The 18,223-nt window shown below is 73.6% G+C and carries 17 protein-coding genes; 13 read left to right on the forward strand and 4 right to left on the reverse strand.

Features of this window, described 5'->3' with window-relative positions; all coding sequences use genetic code 11:
* Window positions 1-357 precede the first annotated feature (357 nt).
* The 4 genes from ACGF07_RS22365 (at window position 358) to ACGF07_RS22380 (ending at window position 5,069) form a co-directional block, all read left to right on the forward strand.
* The gene (locus ACGF07_RS22365) at window positions 358-2,949 is read left to right on the forward strand and encodes a sensor histidine kinase KdpD (RefSeq protein ID WP_350749964.1); all 2,592 of its coding nucleotides are present in this window, start codon (window positions 358-360) and stop codon (window positions 2,947-2,949) included.
* A gap of 199 nt (window positions 2,950-3,148) precedes the next feature.
* Window positions 3,149-3,829: a response regulator gene (locus ACGF07_RS22370; RefSeq protein ID WP_350749961.1), complete on the forward strand. Its 681-nt coding sequence runs from the start codon at window positions 3,149-3,151 to the stop codon at window positions 3,827-3,829.
* 65 nt (window positions 3,830-3,894) lie between these two features.
* Window positions 3,895-4,305, forward strand: a complete 411-nt coding sequence (locus ACGF07_RS22375; protein ID WP_350750372.1) for an OB-fold nucleic acid binding domain-containing protein — start codon at window positions 3,895-3,897, stop codon at window positions 4,303-4,305.
* A complete protein-coding gene (locus ACGF07_RS22380; RefSeq protein ID WP_392901427.1) occupies window positions 4,302-5,069 on the forward strand; it encodes a DUF3159 domain-containing protein in 768 nt (255 codons plus the stop codon). Before ACGF07_RS22375 ends, ACGF07_RS22380 begins: the two co-directional genes overlap by 4 nt.
* A gap of 109 nt (window positions 5,070-5,178) precedes the next feature.
* Here ACGF07_RS22380 and ACGF07_RS22385 read toward each other — a convergent pair whose 3' ends face one another.
* Window positions 5,179-5,850 carry a TrkA family potassium uptake protein gene (locus ACGF07_RS22385; RefSeq protein WP_350740902.1) on the reverse strand — a complete coding sequence of 224 codons (672 nt, stop codon included), beginning with the start codon at window positions 5,848-5,850 and terminating at the stop codon, window positions 5,179-5,181.
* Complete coding sequence (locus tag ACGF07_RS22390; RefSeq protein ID WP_350740904.1) at window positions 5,850-6,518, reverse strand: TrkA family potassium uptake protein; 669 nt, start codon at window positions 6,516-6,518, stop codon at window positions 5,850-5,852. The genes ACGF07_RS22385 and ACGF07_RS22390 overlap by 1 nt, the downstream gene beginning before the upstream one ends.
* 247 nt (window positions 6,519-6,765) lie before the next feature.
* Between ACGF07_RS22390 and ACGF07_RS22395 the strand changes: the two genes are divergently transcribed.
* Window positions 6,766-8,841, forward strand: a complete 2,076-nt coding sequence (locus ACGF07_RS22395) for an APC family permease (RefSeq protein ID WP_392901581.1) — start codon at window positions 6,766-6,768, stop codon at window positions 8,839-8,841.
* 377 nt (window positions 8,842-9,218) lie between these two features.
* Window positions 9,219-10,568 (forward strand): class I SAM-dependent RNA methyltransferase, encoded by a 1,350-nt coding sequence (locus ACGF07_RS22400; protein WP_392901583.1) that lies wholly within the window; start codon window positions 9,219-9,221, stop codon window positions 10,566-10,568.
* 66 nt (window positions 10,569-10,634) lie between these two features.
* On the opposite strand, the gene ACGF07_RS22405 is transcribed toward ACGF07_RS22400, so the two are convergent.
* A complete protein-coding gene (locus tag ACGF07_RS22405) occupies window positions 10,635-10,829 on the reverse strand; it encodes a hypothetical protein (RefSeq protein WP_350740908.1) in 195 nt (64 codons plus the stop codon).
* Between the two features lie 417 nt (window positions 10,830-11,246).
* On the opposite strand from ACGF07_RS22405, the gene ACGF07_RS22410 reads away from it, so the two are divergent.
* Both ACGF07_RS22410 and ACGF07_RS22415 read left to right on the forward strand, forming a co-directional pair.
* The gene (locus tag ACGF07_RS22410; RefSeq protein WP_350740910.1) at window positions 11,247-11,483 is read left to right on the forward strand and encodes a toxin-antitoxin system HicB family antitoxin; all 237 of its coding nucleotides are present in this window, start codon (window positions 11,247-11,249) and stop codon (window positions 11,481-11,483) included.
* Window positions 11,480-11,908, forward strand: coding sequence for a fic family toxin-antitoxin system, toxin component (locus tag ACGF07_RS22415; protein ID WP_350740912.1), 429 nt, complete (start codon window positions 11,480-11,482; stop codon window positions 11,906-11,908). The genes ACGF07_RS22410 and ACGF07_RS22415 overlap by 4 nt, the downstream gene beginning before the upstream one ends.
* A gap of 283 nt (window positions 11,909-12,191) precedes the next feature.
* On the opposite strand, the gene ACGF07_RS22420 is transcribed toward ACGF07_RS22415, so the two are convergent.
* Entirely contained in the window at window positions 12,192-13,031 is an 840-nt protein-coding gene (locus tag ACGF07_RS22420) for a GNAT family N-acetyltransferase (protein ID WP_392901430.1), read from the reverse strand.
* 204 nt (window positions 13,032-13,235) lie between these two features.
* On the opposite strand from ACGF07_RS22420, the gene ACGF07_RS22425 reads away from it, so the two are divergent.
* The 5 genes from ACGF07_RS22425 to ACGF07_RS22445 all read left to right on the forward strand — a co-directional run bounded on the left by ACGF07_RS22425 (window position 13,236) and on the right by ACGF07_RS22445 (window position 18,106).
* Complete coding sequence (locus ACGF07_RS22425; protein WP_392901432.1) at window positions 13,236-14,129, forward strand: RimK family alpha-L-glutamate ligase; 894 nt, start codon at window positions 13,236-13,238, stop codon at window positions 14,127-14,129.
* Window positions 14,126-14,992: a RimK family alpha-L-glutamate ligase gene (locus tag ACGF07_RS22430; protein ID WP_392901434.1), complete on the forward strand. Its 867-nt coding sequence runs from the start codon at window positions 14,126-14,128 to the stop codon at window positions 14,990-14,992. The genes ACGF07_RS22425 and ACGF07_RS22430 overlap by 4 nt, the downstream gene beginning before the upstream one ends.
* A gap of 51 nt (window positions 14,993-15,043) precedes the next feature.
* A complete protein-coding gene (locus ACGF07_RS22435) occupies window positions 15,044-16,021 on the forward strand; it encodes a putative RNA methyltransferase (RefSeq protein WP_392901436.1) in 978 nt (325 codons plus the stop codon).
* 91 nt (window positions 16,022-16,112) lie between these two features.
* On the forward strand, window positions 16,113-17,525 hold the full coding sequence (locus tag ACGF07_RS22440) for an AAA family ATPase (protein ID WP_392901438.1): 1,413 nt from the start codon (window positions 16,113-16,115) through the stop codon (window positions 17,523-17,525).
* Window positions 17,526-17,656: 131 nt separating this feature from the next.
* A complete protein-coding gene (locus tag ACGF07_RS22445) occupies window positions 17,657-18,106 on the forward strand; it encodes a nucleotide pyrophosphohydrolase (RefSeq protein WP_392901585.1) in 450 nt (149 codons plus the stop codon).
* Window positions 18,107-18,223: the final 117 nt, after the last annotated feature.

The following is an 18,223-nucleotide window of genomic DNA, read 5'->3' on the forward strand; positions in this document are numbered from 1 at the left end:
CTCACAGCGCCGATGGTACTGCAGGGGGGACCCTGTGGGAGAGTAGGACGCCGCCGAACAATTCTTCTGAGAAGGCCCTGCCCGGGTTCCCGGGCAGGGCCTTCTCGCATTTCCGGGACACCGTGGGAATCGGCCGGAGTACCGGAGGAGTCCCGCGGCAGGGCCGGCTGACCAGGGGCGGCGCGCTGCCCTGCGGGATCCCCGCCGAGTGGCTGCTCCTCCGTCAATATGCCGCTAAAACCACGTGATCAGCGCACTGATCAGCGGAAAATCGCCTCTCACGCCGTAGTCTCGAAGGGGACGGGAACAGGTGTCCGGGGATGGCCGCCGGACGGGGCCGGATCAAGAATGGTGCACATGGGACGTGGCAGGCTGCGCATCTACCTCGGGGCGGCCCCCGGGGTCGGCAAGACGTGCGCCATGCTCGCGGAGGCGCACCGGCGGCGGGAGCGCGGCACGGACGTCGTGGTGGCGTTCGTGGAGGACCACGGCCGCCGGCGTACCGCGGACCTCGTCGCCGGGCTCGAGGTCGTGCTGCGGCAGCAGGTGGTGCACCGGGGCGCCAGGTTCTCCGAGATGGACCTGGACGCCGTCCTGGCCCGCCACCCACAGGTCGCGCTGGTCGACGAACTGGCCCACACCAACGTCCCGGGCTGCCGCAACGAGAAGCGCTGGCAGGACGTCGAGGAGTTGCTGGCGGCCGGGATCGACGTGATCTCCACCGTCAACGTCCAGCACCTGGAGTCGCTGGGCGACGCCGTCATGGGCATCACCGGCGTGCGTCAGCGCGAGACCGTCCCGGACGAGGTGGTCCGCCGGGCGGACCAGATCGAGCTGGTCGACATGTCCCCGCAGGCGCTGCGGCGACGGCTGGCGCACGGCAACGTGTACGCGCCGGAGAAGATCGACGCCGCGCTCGCCAACTACTTCCGCCCGGGCAACCTGACGGCGCTGCGCGAACTGGCGCTGCTGTGGACCGCCGACCGGGTGGACGAGTACCTGCAGAAGTACCGCGCCGAGCAGGGCATCGTGGGCACCTGGCAGGCCCGCGAACGGATCGTGGTCGGCCTGACCGGCGGCCCGGAGGGGGCGACGTTGATCCGCCGGGCCGCCCGGATCGCGGCCCGCGTCTCCGGCGGTGAGCTGCTCGCGGTCCACATCTCCCGCTCGGACGGCCTGGCGGGCTCGGGCTCGCCCCAGACGCTGATCGAGCAGCGCGCGCTGGTGGAGAGCCTCGGCGGCTCCTTCCACAACGTCCTGGGGGACGATCCCGCGGCCGGACTGCTGGACTTCGCCCGCGGCGTGAACGCGACCCAGATCGTGCTGGGCACGAGCCGCAGGCCCGGCTGGCAGTTCCTGTACGGGCCGGGCGTCGGCACCACGGTCACCCAGAAGGCCGGGGACATCGACGTCCACATGGTCACCCACGAGCATGCCGGGCACGGGCGGCGCGGCCCGGTGCCCGTCCGCCGGATCACCGACCTGGGTCGGACCAGGACGATCGCGGGCTGGCTGATCGGGCTGGCCGGTCCGCCGGTGCTGGCGCTCGTGCTGACCGCGGTCGGCGGGCTGGGCCTGTCCACGGACATGCTGCTGTTCCTGTCGCTGACGGTCTGCGCGGCGCTGGTCGGCGGGCTGCTGCCGTCGATCGGATCGGCGCTGGTCGGCTCCTCGGTGCTGAACTACTACTTCACCCCGCCGCTGCACACCTTCACCATCAACGAGCCGCAGAACATCATGGCGGTGGCGATATTCACCGTCGTCGGCTGCTCGGTCGCCTCCGTGGTGGACCTGGCGGCCCGCCGCACCCACCAGGCGGCCCGCGCCCAGGCCGAGGCGCAGACGATCAGTGCGCTGGCCGGCACGGTCCTGCGCGGTGCGCCGAACGGGGACGGGGTGCTGACGGCGCTGATGGAGCAGGCGCGGGAGACGTTCGGGCAGGAGAGCGCCGCGCTGCTGGAGCGCCCGGAGCGGATGGCCGCCTGGACGCCGGTCGCCACCGCCGGCCCGCACCCGCCGCAGCGGCCCGAGGAGGCCGACGTGGACGTGCCGGTCGGGGAGAGCCTGGCCCTGGTGCTGCGCGGCCGGGTGCTGCCCGGGGAGGACCGGCGGCTGCTGGGCGCCTTCGCCGCCCAGGCCGCGGTCGTGCTGGAGCGCCGCCGGCTGGCCCGGGAGGCCGCCGCGGCCCGCCGGGAGGCCGAGGGCAACCGGATCCGCACCGCCCTGCTGGCCGCCGTCTCGCACGACCTGCGCACCCCGCTGGCCGGCATCAAGGCCTCGGTGACCTCGCTGCGCTCGGCCGACGTGGAGTGGGACCCGGAGGACGAGGCCGAGCTGCTGGCCGGCATCGAGGCGGGGGCCGACCGGCTGGACCACCTGATCAACAACCTGCTGGACATGAGCCGGCTGCAGACCGGCACCGTCACCCCGCTGATCCAGGAGACCGACCTGGACGAGGTCGTGCCGTGGGCGCTGGGTGGAGTGGCCCCGGAGTCCGTCCGGCTGGAGGTCCCGGAGACCCTGCCGATGGTCCGGGCCGACGGCGGACTGCTGGAGCGCGCGCTGGCCAACCTGGTCGAGAACGCCGTCAAGTACAGCCCGGACGGCGTCAAGGTACTGGTCAAGGCGGACGCGTTGGAGCAGCCGGGCGGGCCGGGCCGGGTCGAGCTGCGGATCGTGGACCGCGGGCCGGGGGTGCCCGAGGACGCCAAGGAGCGGATCTTCGCGCCGTTCCAGCGGTACGGGGACGCGCCGCGCGGCGCCGGCGTGGGCCTGGGACTGGCGGTGGCACGGGGCTTCGTCGAGGCGATGGACGGCACCGTCACCGCCGAGGACACCCCCGGTGGCGGTCTCACGATGGTCGTCAGCCTGCCCGCCGTCGAACGGCCGCCCGAACCGGAGGAGCCGATCGGGGACGGCGACGGCCCGCTGTCGCAGCTGATCACATGAGGCGCCGCGGCGCACCACCTCACGCGGCGCACCACCTGCCCTTCGCCTCCGCGGCGCACCACCCGCCCCTCGTCCCAGCGGCGCACGGTCCGTGCCCTGGCCGGCCCGGCACCGCGGGTCGCGGCTCCGGCCGAGCCGCACAGTCCGAAAGATCCGACAGCCCTGATAGTCCGACAGCCCTGAAAGGCGGAGCCCGCACATGACCCGGGTCCTCGTCGTGGACGACGAACCGCAGATCGTCCGCGCGCTGGTGATCAACCTCAAGGCCCGCAAGTACGAGGTCGACGCGGCCCACGACGGCGCGAGCGCGCTGGAGCTGGCCGCCGCCCGCCACCCGGACGTGGTCGTCCTGGACCTGGGCCTGCCCGACATGGACGGCGTCGAGGTGATCCGCGGTCTGCGCGGCTGGACCCGGGTGCCGATCATCGTGCTGTCGGCCCGGCACGCCTCCGACGAGAAGGTCGAGGCCCTGGACGCCGGCGCCGACGACTACGTCACCAAGCCGTTCGGCATGGACGAGCTGCTCGCCCGGATGCGCGCCGCCGTGCGCCGGGCCGAGCCGGTGGCGGGTGAGGACGACTCGCTGGTCGTCACCGAGAGCTTCACCGTCGACCTCGCCGCCAAGAAGGTCAACCGGGACGGCACCGACGTACGCCTCACGCCCACCGAATGGCACCTGCTGGAGGTGCTGGTCCGCAACGCCGGCCGACTGGTCAGCCAGACCCAGCTGCTCCAGGAGGTGTGGGGCCCGGCGTACCGCACCGAGACCAACTACCTGCGGGTCTACCTCGCCCAGCTGCGCCGGAAGCTCGAGCGGGACCCCTCGCACCCGCGCCACTTCATCACCGAACCGGGCATGGGATACCGCTTCGAGGGCTGACCGCGGGCGCCCCCGGCGGCCGCGCGGCCTGCCGCCGGGGCCCCGGAAACCGGTACCCTGCCGACATGAGTGGTGACAACAGCAGTGGCCAGCCGCCGGGGCGATTCCGCCGTTTGATCAGCCGGCTGACCTCCTCGGCCGAGGAACTGGACGCCGAGGACCTGCGCCAGGAGATCGCCGCCGAGTCCGGCTGCCGGCCGATCGCCGGCTGCGCGGACCGCGAGCTCGTCACGGTCGCGGGCACGCTGCGCACGGTGACGCTCCGTCCCAGGGCCGGGGTGCCGGCGCTGGAGGCCGAACTCTTCGACGGCACCGAGGCGCTGGAGGTCGTCTGGCTCGGGCGCCGCTCGATCGCGGGCATAGAGCCGGGCCGCCGGCTGGTCGCCAGCGGCCGGATCAGCCACGCGCGCGGGCGCCGCGTGCTGTTCAACCCCCGCTATGAGCTGCGTCCGGTCGGACACGGGAGCGAAGCGTGAGCAACCACCCCGGCGGCAAGGCCGTCGCACCGGCCGTGGAGTCGGCCGCCACACCGGCCGTGGAGCCGCAGCTCGACCCGGCGGCCGCCGAGGCCGCCCGGCAGGCCGCGTCCAAGGAGGCCGCCGACACGGTGCTGCAGGCCTTCGGCGGCGTGCGCGGCATGATCGACATGACGCTGCCCGGCCTGGTCTTCATCGTCACGTACAACATCACCCACCAGGTGAGCGCCGCGGCCTGGGCCGCGCTCGGCCTGAGCGGCCTGTTCGTGGTGGTGCGGCTGGCGAAGCGGGAGACCATCCAGCACGCCTTCAGCGGCGTGTTCGGGGTGGCCCTGGGCGCCTGGATCGCGATGAAGAGCGGCAAGGCCGAGGACTTCTACCTGCCCGGCCTGCTCTGGAACGTCGGCTACTGCATCGCCCTGGCGGCCTCCGCGCTCGTGCGCTGGCCGATGATCGGGGTGATGCTCGGCCCGATCACCGGCGAGATGTTCACCTGGCGCAAGGAGAATCCCGGCCGCCTGGCCGCCTACACCAAGGCGACCTGGGCCTGGGTGGTGATCATGGGCCTCAAGCCGGTGATCCTCTTTCCGCTGTACTTCACCCACAACGTGAACCTGCTCGGCTGGCTGAAGGTCGCTCTCGGCATCCCGCCGCTGCTGCTGGCGATGTACGTCACCTGGCAGATCCTGCTGAAGGCGCCGCCGCCGATCAAGGCGCAGCTGGACGACGACCAGGACGAGGACGAGTCGGCGAAGGCGAAGTAGCCGCCCTGCGGGGCCGCGCCCGTGGAGCTGGCACGGGCGGCGCCCGGTACGTACGGCGGAGGGCCCGCACCCACCCGGGTGCGGGCCCTCCGCCGTGTCCCGGCGTCCGCTACTGGGCGCCGGAGGTGGCCGAGAGCAGCTGCTCCAGCTCCTCCTCGCGCTCCTGCGCGGCGACGAAGAGCAGCTCGTCGCCGCCCTCCAGGGTGTCGTCCTTGCTCGGCACCAGCACCCGGCCCTCGCGGATGATCGTCACCAGGGCGGTGTCCGGCGGCCAGATCACGTCGCCGACCCGGGTGCCGACCAGCTCGGTGTCGGCGGCGAGGGTCAGCTCGACCAGGTTGGCGTTGCCCTGGCTGAAGCGCATCAGCCGGACCAGGTCGCCGACGCTGACCGCCTCCTCGACCAGGGCCGACATCAGGCGGGGGGTGGAGACGGCGACGTCCACGCCCCAGGACTCGTTGAAGAGCCACTCGTTCTTGGGGTTGTTCACCCGGGCGACCACCCGCGGCACCGCGTACTCGGTCTTGGCGAGCAGCGAGACGACCAGGTTGACCTTGTCGTCCCCGGTCGCGGCGATCACCACGTGGCAGCGCTGCAGGGCGGCCTCGTCCAGCGAGGTGATCTCGCAGGCGTCGGCCAGCAGCCACTCCGCCATCGGCACCCGCTCCACCGAGATGGAGTTCGGGTTCTTGTCTATCAGCAGGACCTCGTGGCCGTTCTCCAGCAGCTCGCCCGCGATCGAGCGGCCCACGGCACCGGCCCCGGCAATGGCGACCCGCATCAGTGACCCTCCTCCTTCGGACCCTGCGCGAACGCGGCCTCGACGGCCGTCAGGTCCGCCCGGCGCACCATCACGTGCACCAGGTCACCCTCCTGCACCACCATCTGCGGCGAGGGCAGCACGCCCTCGCCGAGCCGGGTGACGAACGCCACCCGGGCGCCGGAGGTCTCCTCCAGTCGGCCGATCCGCTGGCCGACCCAGTCCGGGTGGTACGCGACCTCGGCGAGTTGCACGCTGCCGCTCGGGTCCTGCCACAGCGGCTCGGCACCGCTCGGCAGCAGCCGGCGCAGCATCTGGTCGGCGGTCCAGCGGACCGTCGCCACGGTGGGGATGCCCAGGCGCTGGTACACCTCGGCGCGGCGGGGGTCGTAGATCCGGGCCGCGACGTTCTCGACGCCGAAGGTCTCCCGGGCCACGCGGGCGGCGATGATGTTGGAGTTGTCGCCGCTGGAGACGGCGGCGAAGGCGCCGGCCTCCTCGATGCCCGCCTCGCGCAGGGTGTCCTGGTCGAAACCGACCCCGGTCACCCGGCGCCCCTTGAATCCGGCGCCCAGCCGGCGGAAGGCCGTCGGGTCCTGGTCGACGACGGCGACCGAGTGGCCCTGTTTCTCCAGCGCTCTGGCGAGGGCCGAGCCCACGCGGCCGCAGCCCATGATGACGATGTGCACCGGCGCTACCTCACCCGTCCCGTAGGGCTCTTGACCTGCGCAAACACCGTTCATCTCCCTTTCCCGCCCGGGTCGCCGGGACGAGCTTGCTCGTGGGGGCGTCGGCTGGACACTGCTCGACAATGCGAGTGTTGCCCGTCGACTCGTATCCGACACGCTAGCCGGTCCACAGAACGCAGTCGCGACGAAGGGGGGGACAAACGGCAGAGGCCCGTCCGGGAAGCCCCTACGATTCCTTAACGTGCCTATGCCGAAAGACCTTCCGAAACGCATCCTGATCGGGCGCGCGCTCCGCAGCGACAAGCTCGGGGAAACGCTTCTCCCCAAGCGGATCGCGCTGCCCGTCTTCGCCTCGGACGCGCTCTCCTCGGTCGCGTACGCCCCCGAGGAGATCCTGCTCACCCTGTCCGTCGCGGGGGCGTCGGCGATCCACTTCTCCTGGCTGATCGGCCTCGTCGTGGCGGTCGTGATGCTCGCCGTGGTCGCCTCGTACCGGCAGAACGTGCACGCGTACCCGAGCGGGGGCGGCGACTACGAGGTCGCGACCGTCAACCACGGGCCGGCCGCCGGCTTGGTGGTCGCGGCCGCCCTCATGGTCGACTACGTGCTGACCGTGGCCGTGTCCACCACCTCGGGCGTCGCCAACGTCGTCTCCGCCGTCCCGGCGCTGCGCGGACACGAGATGATCGTGTCGATCATCGTCGTCGTGCTCCTGATGGGCATGAACCTGCGCGGTGTGCGCGAGTCCGGCAGCGCCTTCGCGGTCCCCACCTACGCCTTCATGATCGGCGTGGTCGGGATGGTCGGCTACGGCGTGCTCCGGCACTTCGCCCTCGGCCAGGACATGCCCGCCGAGAGCTCCGGCTTCCACCTCGCCGCCACCCCGGGCAACGACTCGCTGGCCGGGTTCGCGATGGTGTTCCTGCTGCTGAAGTCCTTCTCCTCCGGCTGCGCCGCGCTCACCGGGGTCGAGGCGATCTCCAACGGCGTGCCGGCCTTCCGCAAGCCGAAGAGCAAGAACGCGGCCACCACCCTGCTGATGATGGCGTCCATCGCCGTGGTGATGTTCATGGGCATCATCTGGCTGGCCCGGCTGACCGGCGTGCAGATGGCCGAGAACCCGGCCGAACAGCTCGTCGGAGCCTCGCCCGACTACCACCAGAAGACCGCGCTGGCCCAGATCAGCGAGGCCGTGTTCAGCAACTTCACGCCCGGCTTCTACTTCGTCGCCGCCGTCACCGGCCTGATCCTGGTGCTGGCCGCCAACACCGCCTTCAACGGCTTCCCGGTGCTCGGCTCGATCCTCGCCCAGGACCGCTACCTGCCGCGCCAGCTGCACACCCGCGGTGACCGGCTGGCCTTCTCCAACGGCATCATTCTGCTGGCGATCGCCGCGATCCTGCTGATCATCGCGTTCGACGCGGACCCGAACCGGCTGATCCAGCTCTACATCGTGGGCGTCTTCGTCTCCTTCAACATGAGCCAGTCCGGCATGATCCGGCACTGGACCCGCCTGCTGCGCACCGAGACCGACCCCGCCAAGCGCCGGCACATGCAGCGCAGCCGGGCGATCAACGGCTTCGGCCTGGTGATGACCATGGCGGTGCTGATCGTCGTGCTGGTCACCAAGATCGGCCACGCCTGGATCGCGATCGCCGCGATGGTCGTGCTGTTCGTGATGATGAAGGGGATCCGCCGCCACTACGACCGGGTCTCCGAGGAGCTCACCGCGTCCGTCGAGGCGGACGACGTGGTGCCGCCCACCCGGGTCCACGCGATCGTGCTGGTCTCCAAGCTGCACAAGCCGGCGTTGCGGGCCCTCGCCTACGCCAGGCTGGCCCACGCCCACACCCTGGAGGCGGTCAGCGTCAACGTCGACCCGGCGGACACGGCGGCGCTGCGGCAGGAGTGGGACGAGCGCGGCATCGAGGTGCCGCTCAAGGTGCTGGACTCCCCGTACCGCGAGATCACCGGGCCGATCCTGGACTACGTGAAGAACCTGCGGCGCAGCAGCCCGCGCGACGTGGTCGCGGTCTACATCCCCGAGTACGTGGTCGGCCACTGGTACGAGCACCTGCTGCACAACCAGAGCGCGCTGCGGCTCAAGGGGCGGCTGCTGTTCAAGCCCGGGGTGATGGTGACCTCGGTGCCCTGGCAGCTGGAATCGTCGGAGCGGCGCAAGGCGCAGAAGGCCTGGTCGCCGCCGGGGGCCGTCCGCCGAGGCGATCCCCGGGCGCCGAAGGCCGTAAAGTCGAAGGATTCCGACCGCACCGGTGCGACCGCCGGTAGCACCTCCGACCGCAGCAAGGAATCCTCCCAGTGACCCGCAACACTCCGCCCCGCTCCTCGGGCTCCTCCGGCGCCTCCGGCAAGGGCGGCGCCCGTCGGGGCGGCTCCCAGCCCGGGCAGGTCTCCCGGCCGCGCTGGGGCCGGCCGAACCGTCCGGAGGCCACCGACCGGGACGGCCTCACGGCACGCACCGCGCCGGTCGTGCCGGGGGAGCCCCGCCCGGACGCCCCGGCCGGGCGGCCCGCCCGTGCCGAGAAGGGCGCTCGTGCCGAGAAGGGTGCCCGTGCGGAGAAGCCCGCCCGCGCCGAGCGGGGGGCCGGGGCCGGGAAGGGCGCCCGCGCCGACGTGAGCGGCGGTGCCGGGGCGGGCCGGAAGGCGCCGCGCAAGGACGCGGTGCGGCCGCCGAAGGCGCTGCGCACGGCCGCTGCGCGGACGCCGCGCCAGGAGAAGCCGTCCGGGGATCCGCTGGTCGGGCAGCGCTACGAGGTCGAGGTCGGCCCGGTCGCGCACGGCGGCGGGCACTGCGTGGCCCGGCACGAGGGGCGGGTGCTGTTCGTCCGGCACGCGCTGCCCGGCGAGAAGGTCGTCGCGCTGGTGACCGAGGGCACCACCACCTCGCGGTTCCTGCGGGCCGACGCGGTGGAGGTGCTGGAGCCCGCCAAGGAGCGGATCGAGGCGCCCTGCCCGTTCGCCGGGCCGGGCAGGTGCGGCGGCTGTGACTGGCAGCACGTGACCCCGGGCGGCCAGCGCAAGCTCAAGGCGGCGGTGCTGACCGAGCAGCTGGCGAAGCTGGCCGGACTCACCCCGGCCGAGGCGGGCTGGGACGGCAGCGTCGAGCCGGTCGGCGGCAAGCTGCCGGCCGGACAGGTGCCCGCCTGGCGCACCCGGGTCCAGTACGCCGTGGACGCGGAGACCGGCAAGGTCGGCCTGCGCAAGCACCGCTCCCACGAGGTGCAGCCGGTGGACCGCTGCCTGATCGCCGCGGAGGGCGTCAGTGAGCTGGGCATCGAGTCCCGCGACTGGCCCGGCGTCGCCACCGTGGAGGCGGTCGCCGCGACCGGCTCCTCGGACCGCCAGATCGTGCTGACCCCGCGTCCCGGAGCCCAGCTGCCGCTGGTCGAGCTGGACAAGCCGGTGTCGATCGCCCGGATCGACGACCAGGGCGACGTCCACCGGGTGCACGGGCGCACCTTCGTGCGCGAGCGGGCCGCCGGGCGCACCTGGCGGGTCAGCAACGGCGGCTTCTGGCAGATCCACCCGGAGGCGCCGGAGACGCTGGTCGACGCGGTGCTGGACGGGCTGGACCCGCAGTGGGGCGAGAACGCGCTCGACCTGTACTGCGGCGTCGGCCTGTTCGCGGGCGCGCTGGCCGACCGGGTCGGCGAGGACGGCGCGGTGCTCGGCATCGAGTCCGCCAACCAGGCCGTGGCCGACGCCCGGCACAACCTGGCCGCGCTGGACAATGTGCGGATCGAGTGCGACCGGGTCGAGACGCTGCTGCCGCGCACCGGCATCACTGCCACCGACCTGATCGTCCTCGACCCGCCGCGCTCGGGCGCCGGCCGGGAGACGGTCGCGCACCTGGTGGGCCTGGAGGCGCGCCGGATCGCGTACGTGGCCTGCGACCCGGCGGCGCTCGCCCGGGACCTCGGGTTCTTCCGCGAAGGCGGCTATCGGCCGGTGTCGCTGCGGGCCTTCGACCTGTTCCCGATGACCCACCACTTCGAGTGCGTGGCGATCCTGGAGCCCGTCGGGGAGTGATCTCGACACCGAGGAGGCGGCACCCGTACCGGACGGGGGCCGCCTCCTCGGCGTTCCGGCGTGCGGTCAGCCGTTCTGCTCCTCCTCGTCGGCGCTGTGCGGAAGGTCGATGCCGTGCTGGGCGGCGAGCCGCAGGAGCGCGGCGATCCGGCCCTCGTACGCCTGGACGCCGTCGGCGTCCCCTTCGGCCCGGGCCGCCGCGAGGTCCCGCCGGGCCTGGGCGAGCTGCTCGCGCAGCTCCTGGTCGAACATGGCTGTCATTGCCGGCCTCCACACCGGTCGGTGCCGCTCGGGGAACGCTCAGGAGAGTTCAGAGTCCCGGATGGTGGGGGACTCTTCAAGTCTCGCTCGCCCTGGTGGGGTGGGGTCGTGGCGGGGCGGGTATGGGAGCTGAGGTCGTGCCCGGTGGGGCCGGCGGGGCTTCCGGGTGGCCCGGGGGGTTTCGGGACGGTTCGGGGCGGCGCGGGTGGTTCCGTGGTGGCTCCGGCGGCTCCGGTGGTTCTGGCGGTCCTGGTCCTGGCGGTTCCGTGGCGGCCCGGGTGGCGGTCCGGACGGCGCTTCGGATGACGGCCCGGCTGACGGGAGGTGGCGCGGGGGCGTGCGGCAGGTGTGCGGGCGGTGTGCGGCGGAGGGTGTGCGCCCTTGTTGTGCTAGCACTTCGGCGCTAGCTTGAAGGGCATGGGCAAGAAGCAGCTGAACGTCCGGGTGGACGCCACGACCGCGGAGATGGCCCGGGAACGGGCGGAACAACAGGGGATCAGCATGAACCAGTACATCGAGCGCCTGGTCCAGCAGGACATGGGTGAGTCGGGGCGGGCCTTCGTCGACGCGGCCGCCCAGTTCATGAAGGAGTACGAGACGGCGTTCCTCGCCGAGTTCGGGGAGCCGGGCGAGTTCCAGGACGTGCGCCGTTGAACCTGGAGGTCGACCTCTCGTGGCTGCTCATGACCGCCGAGCAGTACACGCCCGGTGACCCGCAGGTCACCGACTACGGATCACTGCTCGCAGCCGTCACCCGGCACCAGGCCGAGATCTTCGACATCGCCGTCTACCCCGAACCGCAGGACCGCGCCGCCGCCCTGATGCACCAGCTGATACGGGTGCCGGCCCTGGAGAAGACCAACGAGCTCTACGCGACCGCCGTCGCCTACGCCTACCTCGTCGCCAGCGGCTGCACCGTCGCCACCACCGCCCGCGAGGTGCGAAGCCTCGCCAGGGCCATCCGGGAAGGGCGGCTCGGCGTGTCCGGGGTCGCGGAGCGGCTCGCGGCCTGGGTGGTGGACGAGGCCGAGGGGGAGGGCGTCAGCGGGGCGGACGACGAGGACGAGGACGACGACTGACCGGCCGGCGCGGGCCGTCCGGCTGCTGTTGTGCCGTAAGGCCGCTCTGCCGTCCTGCCGTCCTGCCGTACCGCCGTTCTGCTGTACCGCCGTTCTGCTGTACCGCCGTTCTGCTGTACGGCCGTTCTGCGGTTCTGCCGTACCGCCGTTCTGCTGTACGGCCCGGGCGCCGGGCTCGCGGACCGGGCCGCCGTGCGCTGCGGGCCCGGCCGCGCGACCGCCCGGCCGTACGACCGGCAGGTCCGCCACGGCCGCCCGGTCCGCGGTCCTCGGCGCCCGCCGGTCACCGCTCCGCGATGAGGGCGGTGGCGAACGGGCGGAAGCCGGCCCGGCGGTAGATCCGGGCCACGTCCTCGTCCGAGGCGGACAGGAACACCGTCCGCACCCCGTTGGCGCGCGCGTGCCTTACCAGCGCCGCCGTGACCGCGAGGCCCAGACCGCGACGACGCGCGGACGGGAGCGTCCCCACCCCGACCACCTCGGTCACCCGGCCCACCGGATTGTGCTGACCCGCGCACAGCACCTCCGTGCCGTCCACGGCGGCGGCCTGCACGGTGACACCGTCGGTGATCCGCTGCGCGATCCGCGCGACACCGCCGTCCGCCGTCAACGCCGCGATGCTCTCCGCCAGTTCGGCCGCTCCAGCCTCGCCGGCGGCGGTGCCGGGGTTGCCGAAGGCCACGTGCGGGACGGCCACCGCCGCCGCCAGCTCCGGCGCGTCCGCACCCAGCACCCGTACCTCCACCCGCTCGGGCAGCTCGGGCGCCGGCGCCTCCGCCTCCGGGCCGAGCACCAGCAGCGGATGCTCGTGCACCGTCAGCCCGGCCGCCTCCACGGCCGCCCGCAGCTCCGGGTTCCGCTCGGCGACCCACTCGAAGGCCTCCGGCGCGCCCAACTCCCGCTGCCGCTCCAGCACCTTGCGGACATCCTCGGCGGTGGCGGCCGGACCGTCGTGGTCCAGCGTCGGCCGGGCGTAGTACGGCCAACCGGCGTCGCCCCTGCGGACGAACAGGGTCAGCGGTCCGAAATCCTCGGCGTCCGCGGCGCTGCGCGGAGCCGCGTCGTAGTAGCGCTCGATCTCTTCGAGCAGGGCATGGTCGTCGGCATGATCGGCTGAGGTCACGGCGTGCATCCAACCAGGGGGCACCCTCACCGTGCCATCGCTTTTCGCGCACTGCGCGCGGCCGTGGCCGCGGATTGTTGCCGAACGCTTACCGGCTCGCGGTGATCTTGTGCGTGTACACCGGGCAAGCTGAACCCTTCACAGGTCGGCCGAGGGGGGACGGCGGACCGACGTACTCGGCGAGGCAAGGGGGAAGACAGGCCCATGAGGCTCTGCTTTCTGGTGGAGGAGCACTACCGGCGGGACGGCATGCCGCTGGACGTGGCACGTCAACTCACCGCGTGGGGACACCGGGTGGACGTGCTGCGCCCCGGCGACTCGCTGATGGTGATCTCCGAGGCGGTGCGGGCGGGCAGCCACGACGCCTGGGTGCTCAAGACCGTCTCCGGCGGGCCCGGGCTCACCCTGCTGGAAGCGGCCGCCGCCGTGGGCCTGACCACCGTCAACGACGTGCGCTCGATCCGCGGCGTCCGGGACAAGGCCCTCGCCTCGGTCATCGCCCGCACGCGTGGCCTGCCCGCCCCGGTCACCTACGCGGCCGCCCGCTGGGAGCGGCTCGCCGAGATCCCCGCGGCCGAGTACCCGCTGGTCGTCAAACCCGCCGACGGCAGCTCGGGGCGGGGCGTCCGCCTGGTCGCCGGCCCCGACGACCTGCCCGCCCTCGGACCCGAACTCGCGGCCGAGGGGCTGCTGATCGCGCAGCCGTACGTACCCAACTCCGGCACGGACCTCAAGGTCTACTGCGTCGACGGCGAGTTCTTCGCGACGGAGCGGTCGTCCCCGCTGCACCCCGGGCAAGCCGTGCGCGAGCGGCAGGTGCCGCTGCCGGCGAGCGTGGCGCGGATCGCCGCCCAGGTCGGCGAGGTCTTCGGGCTGGACCTGTACGGAATCGACGTCCTGCTCGGCCCGGACGGGCCGGTGGTGGTGGACGTCAACGACTTCCCCAGCTTCCGGCAGGTCCCGGACGCGGTGGCCCAGGTCGCCCGGGCGGTGCTGCGGCTCGCACGGAGCGGGACGGCCGTGTCGGCGCCCGCGCTGGTGCCGGTGGGCGGCGCCCCGTACGACCGGCTCGACCTGGTGGACGGTGAGCTGAGGTGAGGGTCGGACTGATCGCGCGGGACGCAGGGCACCCGGTCCTCGCGGCCGCCGCCGAGGTGCTGGTGCGGCGCGGGTGCGCGGTGGAGGTCATCCCTCCTGACGGCGTCGCTCCTTCCGCTTCCGAGGCGGGGGCCGGGGCGCCGTCCGGGGCGGGGGCCGGGGCGCCGTCCGGGGCGGGAGAGCTCGCCGACGTCTACCTGCTCAAGGCTCGCACACCGCAAGCCATCGCCCTGGCGAGGGAGTTGGAAGGGCTGGGCGCCGTCGTCATCAACTCGGCGGCGGCGACGGAACTCTGCCAGGACCGGGTGCGCATGGCGGAACTCGCCCGGGGCGCCGGACTGCCGTTCGCGGCGACCACCCCGGCCGGACGACTCGGCGAACTCACGGGCCCGGAGCACCCGTTCGTGGTCAAGAGCCGGCACAGCCGACGGCACGACCTGGTCGCCAAGGTCGACGGCGCGATGCGGCTGCGCGAACTCGCCGGGCGTTGGCCCGACGAGGAGGTCGTCATCCAGCCGTATCTGCCCGGCAACGGCTGGGACCAGAAGCTGTGGGTCATCGACGGCCGGCTCTTCGCCGCCCGGCGGCGCTCCGAACTCTCCCCCGCGAGCGACGAACCGGGCTTGGCCGGTGCATGGGAGCCGCCCGCCGAGGTGGCCGCGCTCGCCCTGCGGGTGGGGGAGGTGTTCGGGCTCGACGTGTACGGGGTCGACCTGCTCGACGGAGCCGCGGAACCGGTCATCGTGGACGTCAACGCGTTCCCCGGGGTGCGCGGGCGCCCGGGCGCCCCGGAAGCGCTCGCCACCCTGGCGCTGCGGGCGGCCGCGGAGCGCGAACGGGTGCCGGCCGCCCGGGGTCGTTAGGCTGGCTGGCGCCCCGGACGGCCGGGGCGAACGGCGAGAGAAGACGGAACGTTGCTGCAGGACATCGAGCCCTACCTGGCCTGCCCCCACTGCGCGCAGGCCCTCACCCGGCACGAGCGCAGCCTGCGCTGCCCCGCCGGGCACAGCTTCGACCTCGCCAGACAGGGATACGTCAGCCTGCTCGCCGGCGACGCCCACACCGGCACCGGCGACACCGCCGAGATGGTCGCCGCGCGCGCCGACTTCCTCACCGCCGGCCACTACCGGCCGATCGCCGACGCCCTCGCCGCGGCCGCCACCGCACTCGCCTCCCCCACCCCTGCCGGGGCCACGCCCGCCGAGGCCACCGCCCCCGCCGAGGCGGCCCGGGCGCTCCCGGAGGCGGCCCGGGCGGAGGCCGGCCCCGCCGGACAGGACGCCCCGGCCCTCGAGCAGGCCGACCCGTCCCGCGCCGCCGGAGGGCTGGTCGTCGACCTCGGCGCCGGCACCGGCCACTACCTGGCCCACGTCCTCGACGCCCTGCCCGGCCGGGTCGGCGCCGCCCTCGACATCTCCAAGTACGCGCTGCGCCGCGCCGCCAAGGCCCACCCCAGGATCGGGGCCGTCGTCTGCGACGCCTGGCGCCCCCTGCCCCTGCGGGACGCCTCCGCCGACCTCGTCCTCAACGTCTTCGCCCCGCGCAACGGCCCCGAGATCCGCCGGGTCCTGCGCCCCGGCGGCACCCTGCTGCTGGTCGCGCCCACCGGCCGCCACCTGCGCGAACTCGTGGCCGCGCTCGGACTGCTGTCCGTGGACGAGGAGAAGCAGCGCCGGATCGACGAGAAGCTCGGCCCCCATCTGACGCCGGTGGAGCAGCGCGAGGTCGAGTTCACCCTCCGGCTCGCGCCGCAGGACGTCCGCACCGTCGTCGGCATGGGCCCCAGCGCCTGGCACACCGACCCGGCGCGCCTCGCCGCCGCCCTCGCGGCCCTGCCGGACCCGGTCGAGGTGACCGCCTCGGTCACGGTGGCCGCGTACCGGCGACCGTAGGTCATCGGGCCGGAGGATTGGCCGCACGTTGGGATGAATTTTGCTGAGCAGGCACGTTTCTCCCGATCGGACTGCGGCTAACGTCCCACGGGTGAACCGCGACGCCGCCGCCCCTGCCGGGCCGGCCCCCCTGCGCCCGGACGCCCCGGTGCCCGACCGGCCGCCCGTGCCACGCCCCACCGTCGAAGAGCTCCGGCTCACCGCCTTCAAGTCGTACCGGCGAGCCGTCCTGCCCCTCGCGCCGCTCACCGTGCTGCACGGCCCGGCCGGAGTCGGCAAGTCCAACGCCCTCGACGCGCTGGCCGTCCTGTCCCGGCTCGCCCTCGGCGAGGAGATCACCGACTCGCTGAACGGACTGGCCGACCGCACCGGCCCGCTCGCCGCGCCCGTGCGCGGCGGCCTCGACGGCTGCGTGCCGCACGGGCGCGACGCCGTCATCCTGGGCTGCACCGTCCGCTCACCGCGCGGCCGGATCCGGTTCGACCTGGTGATCCGCACCGACGGCCCGGTGCGGATCGCCCGGGAGTCGATCAGCCTCGACGGCCGGACGCTGGTCGACACCGGCGAACAGGACGTACGCAACCGGCGCGTCAACGTCTGCTGGCACAACGACACCCGGCAGGGCGACATCCGCGCGCCCCTGCCCAGCAGCACCATGATCACCGCGCAGCTTCCGCTGCGGGTGGCCGGCTCCTCCCCCGGCGAACGACTGGTCCTCAGCGCCGTCGAGGACCTCCTCACCGCACTGCGCGAAGTCTTCCCGCTGCACCCCGTACCGGCCCTCATGCGCGGCTGGGCCACGGCCGACCCGCAGGCCCGGCTGCGCAGCAACGCCGCCAACATCTCCGCCGTGGTCCACCGGCTCAGCAACGAGTGCCCCCGCCGGTACGGCCAACTGCTGCGGGCCGTCCAGGCGGCCGCGCCGCACCCCCTGCTCGGCCTCACCTTCGCGGAGCGCGAGAGCGGCGCGGCCCGGCGGGTGCTCACCGTGTTCGACGAGGGTGTGCTCGGGCGCACCGGCGCCGACCAGGCCTCCGACGGCATGCTGCGCCACCTCGCCTTCGCGGCGGTGCTGCTCACCGGAGCCGGGGTGCTCGACCTCGACGTGGCCGCCGAGGTGCCCTGGGCGCACCGGCAGCTCACCGTCCTCGCCGAGGACCTCGGGTGCGGGCTCGCGACCGAGCAGGCCGCCTCGCTGCTGCGGCTGGCGCGCGACATGGCTGGGCGCAACCGGCTGAGGGTGGTGGCCGCGTTGCAGGAGCCGACGGCGGCGCGCGAGGCGTTCGGGCCGGGCGCGGACCTCTCGGGGGCGGTCGCGTTGGTGGAGTGCCGGCGTGATCCGGGGTCGGGGCTCACGGTGCTGCGGCCGGAGACGGCGCGGGTGCCGGTGCAGGGCGGGCGCGGGGACGGCGAGGCGGCCGGGGGCGGGGACGGGACAGGGGGCGCCGACGGAGGTGCCACCGGGGCGGTGGTGGACGCGGATGCGGTAGACCTGGGGGCGTGAACGAGCGAGCGAAGGGGCCGGCGGAGCCGGGCGAGGCCGGGGTGCCTGGGGTGCCCGAGGAAGCCGGGGTGCCCGGGGAGCCCGGGGTGTCCGGGGAAGCCGGGGTGCCCGAGGGGGATGTGAACGCCGGGATGGCGACCGGGGCGTGGGAGGCCGGGGCGTCGCCTGCGGCCGGGCAGGGCGGGGAGTCGCCCGGGGCCGGGCAGGGCGGGGAGTCGCCCGGGGCCGGGCAGCTGACCTTGGAAGGTCTGCGCCTCCGGCTGGTGGAGTTCGCTGCGGCTCGGCGCTGGGAGCCGTACCACACGCCGAAGAACCTGGCGGCGGCGCTGAGCGTGGAGGCGGGGGAGCTGCTGGAGATCTTCCAGTGGCTCACGCCCGAGCAGGCGGCCGCGGTGATGTCCGACCCGGAACGGGCCCACCGGGTGCGCGACGAGGTGGCGGACGTGCTCGCGTACCTGCTGCAGTTCTGCACGACGGTCGGGGTGGACCCGCTGGAGGCGCTCGCGGCCAAGATCGACCGCAACGAACACCGCTTCCCGGTCCCGGGAGTGGCGGCCGACGTCAATCACGACGAGGCCTGATCACTCCTCTGGGGGACGAAAGTTATCCACAACCCCCCGGTTTTCCACAGCTTCCGAATAGCCGGATGCAGCCTCCCCCCACTTCCCCGCACGCTCTCCCCGTGACCACCCGACCGC

It is taken from the genome of Kitasatospora sp. NPDC048194, from assembly GCF_043202455.1.
Lineage (GTDB): Bacteria > Actinomycetota > Actinomycetes > Streptomycetales > Streptomycetaceae > Kitasatospora.

What these genes read in the sequence shown, in the direction of transcription:
- ACGF07_RS22445 (WP_392901585.1), top strand. Translation starts at nt 17,657, where the DNA reads ATGGCGACCGGGGCGTGGGAGGCCGGGGCGTCGCCTGCGGCCGGGCAG.
- ACGF07_RS22375 (WP_350750372.1), top strand. Translation starts at nt 3,895, where the DNA reads ATGAGTGGTGACAACAGCAGTGGCCAGCCGCCGGGGCGATTCCGCCGT.
- ACGF07_RS22365 (WP_350749964.1), top strand. Translation starts at nt 358, where the DNA reads ATGGGACGTGGCAGGCTGCGCATCTACCTCGGGGCGGCCCCCGGGGTC.
- ACGF07_RS22405 (WP_350740908.1), bottom strand. Translation starts at nt 10,829, where the DNA reads ATGACAGCCATGTTCGACCAGGAGCTGCGCGAGCAGCTCGCCCAGGCC.
- ACGF07_RS22410 (WP_350740910.1), top strand. Translation starts at nt 11,247, where the DNA reads ATGGGCAAGAAGCAGCTGAACGTCCGGGTGGACGCCACGACCGCGGAG.
- ACGF07_RS22395 (WP_392901581.1), top strand. Translation starts at nt 6,766, where the DNA reads ATGCCGAAAGACCTTCCGAAACGCATCCTGATCGGGCGCGCGCTCCGC.
- ACGF07_RS22370 (WP_350749961.1), top strand. Translation starts at nt 3,149, where the DNA reads ATGACCCGGGTCCTCGTCGTGGACGACGAACCGCAGATCGTCCGCGCG.
- ACGF07_RS22425 (WP_392901432.1), top strand. Translation starts at nt 13,236, where the DNA reads ATGAGGCTCTGCTTTCTGGTGGAGGAGCACTACCGGCGGGACGGCATG.
- ACGF07_RS22385 (WP_350740902.1), bottom strand. Translation starts at nt 5,850, where the DNA reads ATGCGGGTCGCCATTGCCGGGGCCGGTGCCGTGGGCCGCTCGATCGCG.